General features: G+C 56.7%; 10 protein-coding genes and 2 pseudogenes. 9 read left to right on the forward strand and 3 right to left on the reverse strand.

What is annotated here, in order from left to right:
* On the forward strand, positions 1-562 hold a 562-nt coding region (locus M3A49_RS41280), incomplete at its 5' end, for a transposase (protein WP_266233884.1).
* A gap of 358 nt (positions 563-920) precedes the next feature.
* Positions 921-1,148 (forward strand): annotated as a pseudogene (locus M3A49_RS41285) (IS110 family transposase); the annotation flags it as partial.
* On the opposite strand, the gene M3A49_RS41290 reads toward M3A49_RS41285, so the two are convergent.
* Entirely contained in the window at positions 1,138-1,590 is a 453-nt protein-coding gene (locus M3A49_RS41290; RefSeq protein WP_266233892.1) for a hypothetical protein, read from the reverse strand. The pseudogene M3A49_RS41285 and the gene M3A49_RS41290 overlap by 11 nt on opposite strands.
* 263 nt (positions 1,591-1,853) lie before the next feature.
* On the opposite strand from M3A49_RS41290, the pseudogene M3A49_RS41295 reads away from it, so the two are divergent.
* Positions 1,854-2,079, forward strand: a pseudogene (locus M3A49_RS41295) (IS3 family transposase); the annotation flags it as partial.
* Positions 2,080-2,959: 880 nt separating this feature from the next.
* On the forward strand, positions 2,960-3,343 hold the full coding sequence (locus M3A49_RS42860) for an IS66 family transposase (RefSeq protein ID WP_416339116.1): 384 nt from the start codon (positions 2,960-2,962) through the stop codon (positions 3,341-3,343).
* Here M3A49_RS42860 and M3A49_RS41300 read toward each other — a convergent pair.
* Positions 3,300-4,114, reverse strand: a protein-coding gene (locus M3A49_RS41300) for an IS5 family transposase (protein WP_266233885.1) whose coding sequence is annotated in 2 segments (ribosomal slippage) — positions 3,300-3,784 and positions 3,784-4,114 — 816 coding nt in all. Because the reading frame shifts where the segments join, the coding sequence is not laid out codon by codon here. The two genes, M3A49_RS42860 and M3A49_RS41300, sit on opposite strands and share 44 nt — an antisense overlap.
* Positions 4,115-4,211: 97 nt before the next feature.
* On the opposite strand from M3A49_RS41300, the gene M3A49_RS41305 reads away from it, so the two are divergent.
* The 5 genes from M3A49_RS41305 (at position 4,212) to M3A49_RS41325 (ending at position 8,726) form a co-directional block, all read left to right on the forward strand.
* Complete coding sequence (locus M3A49_RS41305) at positions 4,212-4,391, forward strand: hypothetical protein (protein ID WP_266233886.1); 180 nt, start codon at positions 4,212-4,214, stop codon at positions 4,389-4,391.
* The gene (locus M3A49_RS41310) at positions 4,384-5,271 is read left to right on the forward strand and encodes a caspase family protein (RefSeq protein WP_266233887.1); all 888 of its coding nucleotides are present in this window, start codon (positions 4,384-4,386) and stop codon (positions 5,269-5,271) included. Before M3A49_RS41305 ends, M3A49_RS41310 begins: the two co-directional genes overlap by 8 nt.
* A gap of 82 nt (positions 5,272-5,353) precedes the next feature.
* Positions 5,354-6,472 carry a hypothetical protein gene (locus tag M3A49_RS41315; protein ID WP_266233888.1) on the forward strand — a complete coding sequence of 373 codons (1,119 nt, stop codon included), beginning with the start codon at positions 5,354-5,356 and terminating at the stop codon, positions 6,470-6,472.
* Positions 6,473-6,620: 148 nt separating this feature from the next.
* On the forward strand, positions 6,621-7,784 hold the full coding sequence (locus M3A49_RS41320; RefSeq protein WP_266233891.1) for an IS3 family transposase: 1,164 nt from the start codon (positions 6,621-6,623) through the stop codon (positions 7,782-7,784).
* Positions 7,785-7,919: 135 nt separating this feature from the next.
* On the forward strand, positions 7,920-8,726 hold the full coding sequence (locus M3A49_RS41325; RefSeq protein WP_266233889.1) for an N-acetylmuramidase family protein: 807 nt from the start codon (positions 7,920-7,922) through the stop codon (positions 8,724-8,726).
* A 40-nt stretch (positions 8,727-8,766) separates the two neighbouring features.
* Here M3A49_RS41325 and M3A49_RS41330 read toward each other — a convergent pair.
* A partial coding sequence (locus M3A49_RS41330; RefSeq protein WP_266233890.1) for a DDE-type integrase/transposase/recombinase occupies positions 8,767-9,006 on the reverse strand: 240 nt, incomplete at its 5' end.

A 9,006-nucleotide genomic window follows, 5' to 3' on the forward strand; every position in this document is an offset into this window, starting at 1 on the left:
GTTCTGCGTAGACGAGAAGACGGCAATTCAGGCTCTGGACCGTAAAGACCGGATGCTGCCGCTGTCGCCCGGGCGCGCCGAGAGCCACGGCTTCGAATACAAGCGCAACGGCACGCTGAGCCTGTTCGCCGCGCTCAACACGAGAACCGGGGAAGTCATCGGCAGGACGGCGCCGCGCCATACCAGCGAGCAGTTCGTGGCCTTCCTCACCGACGTTATCGCCAGCCAGCGGCCCAAACAAGAGATCCATGTGATCTGCGACAACGTCAGCAGCCACAAGACCCCGCGCGTGCAAGAGAAGAACGACAACCCGTTGGAACCGCCCGACGGACGACATTGCCGCAGCAATGCCGTCCGTCGCGCAGACCATCACCGGTCTCGCGATCGAGATCGTGATATCAAGAGTGTGGAAACCCTCCACCGCGCGTGCATGGTCCCGCAAAGGACCCATTGCAACGCTACTGTTCGCCGCGACCTTCGCCTTTTGAACATGAATGGCGAAGCGTCCAGCCGGCTCCGCATCTACGATCAACTGTCCAAACCTGGCTACAAGTGGTGCTAGAAGTCTGGCACGCTTGTACACGAGGCTATGGCGAAGACCAATATCGATTCGAGGCCCGATGGGCACCTCTATCCGCCGGGTCGCGTACGAGACAGCGCCGCGATCGTCCTGTCTTCCGCGGCCGTGTCGTCGATGCGTGGACAGGTAGCACCATCGTGAGCGATTTGCTGACCATCCGCTGTTCGTGCGCCCTTACCATCTTCACGCCCCGGTAATCGGGCTTTGGCCAGCCAATCCCGGCATAATTCACGCCCCCGTCGCAGCCATGATCCGACGGGTGTGGTCACCGGGCCTGGTAGGTGGCTGGCGACCGCTGATACGGGTTGGCCGGGATACCCCGGCGCCGTCCGTAACCTGGATGCCGGGACTATCCACCGTTGTTGCAGGCCAATCCGTTTACTCGGTCATCCTTCGATGCAAGACACTCAACAACATTTCGCCGTCGATGTCTTCGTCGGCGTCGATGTCGGTAAAGGCCAGCATCATACCGTTGCGCACGATCGGAACGGCAGGCGCCTGTACCACAAGGCGCTAGCCAACGACGAGGTCAAGCTGCAAGGCCCTCATTGCAGCACTCAAGAAGCATCAATCTCCCCGTACCCGTCTAAAACCAGCGCGGCAGCCGAGGCCATGGTTTCATCTTTTTTGCGGAGATCGCGCTCGAGTACCCTGATGCGGAGCCGAGTAGCCTTTGACTCACCTCGAGTGACACGTCCAAAGGCGCGCAGCCCCTCCAAGGCAGCATTGCCCCATAGCATAAAGTCCAACGGTCCTATATTCTGGCTCACCAACCAGGCGTTCCTAGCGGTCTCATCGGAGATCCGCATCGCCCCAACCACCCCATCAAGCATACGCTCCGGAGTCCATCCGTGGCTAAGCGCGTCAGTGGCCATCGCTTGCGCGCGCCAGTTCTCGAGTGTGTGCACTGCCACACCCGTTTCCATTGAAACCGCTTCCAACGGTTCCTTTTTAGACGACATCAAGCGTTTTTGAATATCGGCTTTGAATTGCTGTTTATAACGCGGCACCTTTATCTCTTATTGCCCTCACGGTTCAAATACTACCGGACCACATCCATTCCGCTTTTGTGGGGGGGCAACCCACAGCGACTGTAAGAATGCAGCGCCGGTGATAACCAGATTACTGTAGAACATGGTGCCCCATTGTTGCAGGACTCGCCCAGAGCACAGCGAAAATGATCGGTGCGGAAGCGAACTGCTGTCCGCACCTGTTTGCTCGTTTCGAGACGGCTGTATTGCGTGAGCCGATCTTCACTTAACACAGGAGCGCTAATGCGCCGACCGAAAGACTGTGGGGTCCGCTGAAGGTCTCACGACTACTCGGTCGTCACTTTGCAACGCGGCGTGCTGCAATAGATGAAAGCGTCGACTGGCTTGGCTTCTACAATGCCCGAGACTGCATTCGTAATGAACTGCGTCATGCCGCGGCCGTTCAAGAAGAATTGGGTCGCCGCTCACGGAGGGCAAGCGGCCAGAGTTCAGCTATGGAGTTCGTGAAACAGGGCAAGGTCACATCGTGGCGGCACGGGGACTCCCACAACGCCGGATAGATTTCAGCACGCCACCACTACATCAAAAGGGACGGTTGCAAAACGGGGGCAATAGATTTGCTAGAAGTCCTCTGGTTTTATCGAAGGGCGCATATCGCTGCAATATGATGGCACGTCGATATTCGCCAAGCGCAAGTTTATTTCGCTGCCCTCTGGGCGAGTCCTGCAATAGTGCGGCAGCATGTTGTTCAACAAAGTGGTTGACACCGGGTCTGCACACACTCGCTGTGACTTGCCCCCTCACCAAGGCAGCATAGATGTGCGGCTGAAGCCAGGGCCGTTTCTTCTATGTAGCTGGGCGCTGTTGCTTGATGATGACTAGGACGAGAACACATGAACGGCTTGGAAGAATGCGAACAATGGCCCGCGATATCGGAACTGCTCGCGCACCGATGCACGGATGCCCGTGGGCTGCAAGGCAGCAGGGGCAACTATGTGCACGCCGGAATGCTGGGAGACCCGCGAGGGTGGGACTGTTGGCGTCCTCCACGGACGCGAGCGGGCCACGCCGGCGAATGTGTTAGGCATCGCGGAGCGCGAACGCATTCTAGACCATCGCAAACGACTCGCGCGTCGCTGAGATGCCGCGGCCGCGCTTCGTGCCCATCCTCGTCAAGATGTGGGTTACCTGACCAGCGAGTCAAGGTTTCTCGCTCGCCCTTCGCGCCCATGTGTAAGCTCGGCGTCGAGGAAACCGACATTCATCATGAGGCAGATGCTGTGACGTGCCAATCCGGCTGTCGGCGAGTTCGTGTCAGCGAGGACGTCAGTGAGAAGCTGAACTATACGCCGGGAGCGTTCACGGCCGAACTGCATATCCACGGAGAGTGGGCCTGCAAGCCGCACAAGATGCTTATCCTTGCGGCGATGCCGCCGCACATCTCGGTCCCACCGCCGGCCTGCTGGCCCATACGGAGTTCTCCAAAGATGGAAAACACCTGCAACGTTACCGGCAGGGGCGGAATCTGCGCTCGCCTCTGTCTGGCGATCTCGCGACCGACCCTCGGGGTCTGCGTATCCGCCGGCGGTTGCAGCCGCTGGTCAATGCGCGGCAGGACATCTCGCGGCACGAACTGCTGCATGCCGATGCGACCCCGCTACAGATGCTCGGTCCCGGAAAGGGAAAGATGCCCCGCGGCTACCTGTGCGCGCAATTGTGTGCGTTGCTTAGAGTCGCGAACACAAGTTATCCACGAAGCGCGAACAGATAACAGCAGCAGCCAGGGAAAGTAACGCAACATGAATGTCGAGACGACGCTCGAAACGAATGGGCAGTTTGCCGAAACCGGCAAACCAGGCATGCGTGCGCTCGACCACCCAGCGATGCCGTCCGAGCTTCTCTTTACTTTCTACGCCGCGCCGCGCGATACGGGCCTTGATGCCACGCTTGCTCAAGTAATGCCGACAGCGGGCAAAGTCGTAGCCCTTGTCCGCATGCAACTTGCCTGGACGTTTACGGGGCCGGCCGTTCAGGCCCGCCACCGCCGGAATTGCATCGAGCGTGGACTCGAATGCCATCGAGTCGTGCCGGTTGGCGCCGGTGACCGTGATGGCCAAGGGAATACCTCGTGCGTCTACGACGATGTGCCGTTTCGACCCGAGCTTCCCCCTGTCTGTCGGGTTGCGGCCGGTTTCCTGGCCCCCCGGGGGCTGGATACGCTGGCGCCGTCAATACTGGCCCGCTCCCAATCAATCTGGTCATGTTCACGCAAGCGGCGAAGCAGCGCGAGATGCAGTTGCTCCCACACGCCTGCGGCCTGCAAGTCCCGTAGCCGTCGCCAGCACGTCATGCCACTGCCGAAGCCAAGCTCTTGCGGAAACTCTTCCCATGGAATGCCCGTTTGCAGCACATACAGAATGCCGTCCAAGGCTGCGCGGTCATCCACCGTTCGACGTCGGCCGCCTTTCGGTGAAGGCGTGAACACCGGAATCAGCGGCTCCAGTGCCGCCCATAACCCGTTACTTATTTTTCGTCTGGCCATGCCGCCAGGATATGGCTTTCATGACCGGATGTCCAGGTTGTGTTAGCGGCTCTTAGGCGAGGGCACAAAACTGGATTTCTGGCAAGGCATCATCGAGATGGAACGCGCAGCGCCGGTTCGTCGAAGGTTCTTCGACCTACATGTCAGCATCAAAGTCCAGATTACCGAGCAGGTTTCGAAGTTCTTCGTCGCCCCATACGACATCGATCCAGGGGCAGTTGATCTGGTGCTCAAAAAACGTTTCGAGATTCTTTCCATTGGAGTTATGCATGTCTAACCGCGCGTTAGTGGTAGGAATAAGTAACTATCTACCTCCCAATCAGTTGCCAAGCTGCGCTCGAGATGCAGAAGAGTTCTCTAAGATGCTTGAGAACGGGTACGGGTTCACGGAAATTCAAGTATTAAAAGATGACGAAGCCACAAAGAAGAATCTCATCGACAACCTCAATGCACTAGTATCTCGTGTCTCACTCGGCGACCATCTCGTCTTGTTTTTTTCAGGACATGGATACAGACTGGCAGTCGACAATACTATTAGGGAGGTACTTGTTTCTCATGATGGGGGATTCTTTTTTGACTATGAACTGGCAGAATTGACCAAGCATCTTCCGGCAGGCATGCTTACTATTGTGTTGGATGCGTGCTTCTCGGGTGGAATGTTGAAATCCTGGGTCGACCCAGAAGGCAATTTGCAGACACTTCGAACCAAATCTTGGCAAACGGACGACACCGCTTTCTTTCCGGCATCGGTTGGTTACGTTCCGTTCGGCCATATTACGCCGCCTTCTATTCGGGATATCGAGAATACGTCTGTCACAAATGGACCCGGTGGCAACGCGGGAGCTGGTACTTTTGAGAAAGTCACGCTGGAAAGTCCAGATTCGAAAGCCCTCCTAATAGCGGCATGCCAGTCAGATCAACAAGCAGTGGGGTCCCTCCCGTCAACCAATGGTTTGTCAGCTTTCACGTTCTCGTTGCTAGATTCAGTCCGCTTGCTGGGCACCGATTGCACGTCTGCACAGTTGATCGAGGCGACTGGTGAGGAGCTGCATCAGGCCGGGATCGAACAGACGCCCATCGTCAAGGAGCCGGCGGCCCCGCCTGACCTTGCAGATAGGGGCTTTCTCACTTTCAAAGCGGCAAACACCGTGTTGTAGTACACGCACAGTGCGTTAAAAGCAATATGGGAACTGTTGCAAAGCGGGCTTATCTTGAACAGATCACACACCGGACTGAATCATGATCTCAACATCAAAACCATCGATCGAGTTGTCGCCCACCGACATTGACGCCATAGCAGCGGCGGCGATGCCGAATACCGGCTATTGGAAGTCGGATCCACGAGTCGTCGGTACCAGTGCTCCCGTTTCGGGGATGCAGACCGCGAATGCGCAAGATAGTTGGAGCAGACAGCACTTAGACGAACCGACTGAAGTGCCCAACGATCCGGGCTATTGGCAGTCGACCCCACGAGTCGTCGGTAGCAATGCACCTTTTTCGGGGATGCCGACCGCGAATGCGGAAGAGAATTGGAGCAGACAGCACTTAGGCGAACCGACTGAAGTGCCCAACGATCCGGGCTATTGGCAGTCGACCCCACGAGTCGTCGGTAGCAATGCACCTTTTTCGGGGATGCCGACCGCGAATGCGGAAGAGAATTGGAGCAGACAGCACTTAGGCGAACCGACCGAAGTGCCCAACGATCCGGGCTATTGGCAGTCGACCCCACGAGTCGTCGGTAGCAATGCACCTTTTTCGGGGATGCCGACCGCGAATGCGGAAGAGAATTGGAGCAGACAGCACTTAGGCGAACCGACTGAAGTGCCCAACGATCCGGGCTATTGGCAGTCGACCCCACGAGTCGTCGGTAGCAATGCACCTTTTTCGGGGATGCCGACCGCGAATGCGGAAGAGAATTGGAGCAGACAACACTCAGGCGAACCGACGGAGATGCCCATCGACAAGGGCTGGTTTAGCTTGGCGATGAGCGTGGCCGTTCCCATCGCGATAACCTTACTGAGAAAAGGTTACCAGCTCAACCAGGCGTCGACCACGAACATTAAGAACAGTGTCAGCGATGCGATCTCCACGGCCGGCGAGATTGCGCATGCATTCATAGTAAGCAGGGGGTATCAGATTCCCCAAACGACTTTCCTCGGCGCCAAGGACTGGCTTGGCGATGTTTTCCATTTGGCCATTTCCGCTGCGTTGAGTTTCCTGCAGGGTAAAGCGAGCCAGTTCTCATCCGCGGTTGAAAAGAACTGGCTCAGTGACGCCATCAACATTGCCTCGCAGGTTGGAATGAACTATCTGCAAGGCAAGGGGTATCGGTCGAAGGGAATCACTTCTACCGATTGAGTTTGTGCCGGTATCGCTTATCTCCTCTTCTCTTCTCCAATAGGGTGAGCATATCGGATAGCACGGTCACCGCCGGTCTACTTGTGACCGCCTACCCCGCAAATAGGGCAAGACATCGTCCAGTTCGGTTTGGGATAGCATGACGAACATGAAGAAGCGCTTTACGGAACAGCAAATCATCGGGTTTCTGAAAGAAGCCCGAGCAGGTAGAAAGGTCAAAGATTTATGCAAACAGCATGTTTTCAGCGACGCATCGTTCTACGCGTGGCGTTCAAAGTTCGGGGGCATGGCGATACCGGCCGCCCGTCGCCTAAAGGCGTTGCAGGCGGAGAACGCTAGGCTTAAGAAGTTGCTAGCCAACGCAACACTCAAGACGGAGGCGTTGAAGGTCGCCATCAAATGCAAAGCCCTGAGCCCAGAAGCCAAGCGCGAGGCAGTGTTGTCGATCCGGACAAAAGTCGACATCTCGGAGCGACACGCCTGCCGGCTTGTAGGGCTTTCTCGCAGCTCGTTGCATTACAAAGCGACTCCGGACTGCAAGAACAAGGAGCTGACGGCGCGCCTCATGGAACTGGCGCGTGAGCGCCGCCGATTCGGCTACCGGCGGCTGCATGCACTGATTGAACGCGAAGGCATCCACGTAAACCACAAGCGGGTGTATCGCCTTTATCAGCAGGCTGGCTTGCGCTTGCGGCGGCGTAGGCAGCGCCGCGGCGTCATGGACGAACGTGAGAAGCTGGCTTTGCCGAGCGGCCCCAATGAAATTTGGGCGATTGATTTTGTAATGGATACCATCTCAAACGGCCGACGTCTGAAGTGCTTGACCATCGTGGACGTTTTCACCAGAGAGGCTCTTGACATTGTCGTGGACCGCCGCATCGTTGGCTCGCATGTGGCTCGAGCGTTGGACTGCGCAGCTCGTTTTAGGGGTTATCCTAGAGCGCTGAGAACGGACAACGGGCCAGAATTTACGAGCCTGGAGTTGGACCAATGGGCGTACCGAAATGGAGTTGCGTTGAAATTTATCCAGCCCGGCAAGCCAACGCAAAATGCATACATCGAATCGTTCAATGGAAAATTTCGTGATGAATGTCTTAATCTGCACTGCTTTGTTGATCTTTCTCATGCTCGGTCGATCATCTCGGCGTGGCGTCGGCAATATAACGAGGACAGACCTCACAGCGCGCTTAATTACCTCTCGCCAGCGGAGTTCGCCACCAAGTATCGCGCAAAGGCGGACGTGCCTGCCTCTGTACAGGAACCGTTGCTTGCAGGCATCCTGAATATTACCGACGTCCCGTTTAAAGAATGAAAACCGCGGGTCGCGCATCCATTTGTGAAAGTGGCTCGCAACTTGTTCGCATTAGGCCATAACCACCCCATAAACCGGCGTGTGTATTTGCCATGCGCGACAGTGTTAGCGCTGTTTTTTGCTGAGTAACCATTAATGAAAGCGTATCGTCTCGGCGACTGTGGGTACGACGTCGGCCTGTTGCAACGATGCCTCATGGGCAGCGGCTATCAGCTAGAGCTTACGAGCGTTTACGATGACGCGACAGCGGCGACCGTTAAGGCCGTGCAGGCGAAGGTTGGCCTAGTCGTCGACGGGATCGCGGGCCCGAAAACGCTCGCAGCGATCGCAAACGGCCGGCGAGACCCTAAGCACTTACGCGATGCTGATATTGAAATGGCCGCCGAACGGCTCGCAGTGCCGATCGCCTGTGTAAGAGCCGTCAATGAAGTGGAATCGACGGGCTCGGGTTTCCTATTTGATGGCCGGCCGAAAATCCTGTTCGAGCGTCATATCTTCTGGCAACGACTAGATTCACGCGGCATTCCCCCGGCACCGATCGCCGCCACTAATCCGAACATCTGCTCACAGATGCGCGGCGGTTATCGCGGTGGCGCGGCCGAGTATGAACGCCTAGCCGATGCCGCGCTGGTCGATGCCCGTGCCGCATACGAGTCAGCGAGTTGGGGGGCGTTTCAGGTGATGGGGTATCATTGGAAGCGTCTGGGCTATTCGGGCATTGGCGCGTTCGTCGCACGAATGGAAAGAAGCGAAGCCGATCAGTTCGACGCTTTTGTGCGATTCGTCGCAGCAGATGCCAGCTTGCTAGCTGCGCTGAAAGTTGGGAATTGGGCTGCGTTCGCAAAGGGATACAACGGGTCAAATTTCACACGGAACTTATATGACGCGAAGCTGACACTGGCATATCGGCGATACGCTGGCGAAAGGGTTTTGTCGCGTTAAGGAAGACGAGTCAAACAAATGGCGATATGATGAGGACTACTTATGTAATCAAGGAGTAGAACTGCTGGGCGGGAGTTTGCGCGATGCCACCGCCTTTCATCTGGCCTTTGACGATCATATGCATGAACTCGATGCCGCCGAGAATGATGCGTGCACAACGAAAATTCTTGAAGCCCAGCATCGACCGGGTGCGACGCTTGATCGCACGGTGATCCTGCTCGACAACGTTGTTCAGGTACTTCTTCTGGCGGATCCTGATCGGCGTCTCACGTTCAGCGTT

Source organism: Paraburkholderia sp. CNPSo 3076, assembly GCF_026343935.1.
Lineage (GTDB): Bacteria > Pseudomonadota > Gammaproteobacteria > Burkholderiales > Burkholderiaceae > Paraburkholderia > Paraburkholderia nodosa.

Coding starts and splice junctions, on each gene's coding strand:
- M3A49_RS41305 (WP_266233886.1), top strand. CDS start 4,212: ATGGAACGCGCAGCGCCGGTTCGTCGAAGGTTCTTCGACCTACATGTC.
- M3A49_RS41310 (WP_266233887.1), top strand. CDS start 4,384: ATGTCTAACCGCGCGTTAGTGGTAGGAATAAGTAACTATCTACCTCCC.
- M3A49_RS41325 (WP_266233889.1), top strand. CDS start 7,920: ATGAAAGCGTATCGTCTCGGCGACTGTGGGTACGACGTCGGCCTGTTG.
- M3A49_RS41320 (WP_266233891.1), top strand. CDS start 6,621: ATGAAGAAGCGCTTTACGGAACAGCAAATCATCGGGTTTCTGAAAGAA.
- M3A49_RS41315 (WP_266233888.1), top strand. CDS start 5,354: ATGATCTCAACATCAAAACCATCGATCGAGTTGTCGCCCACCGACATT.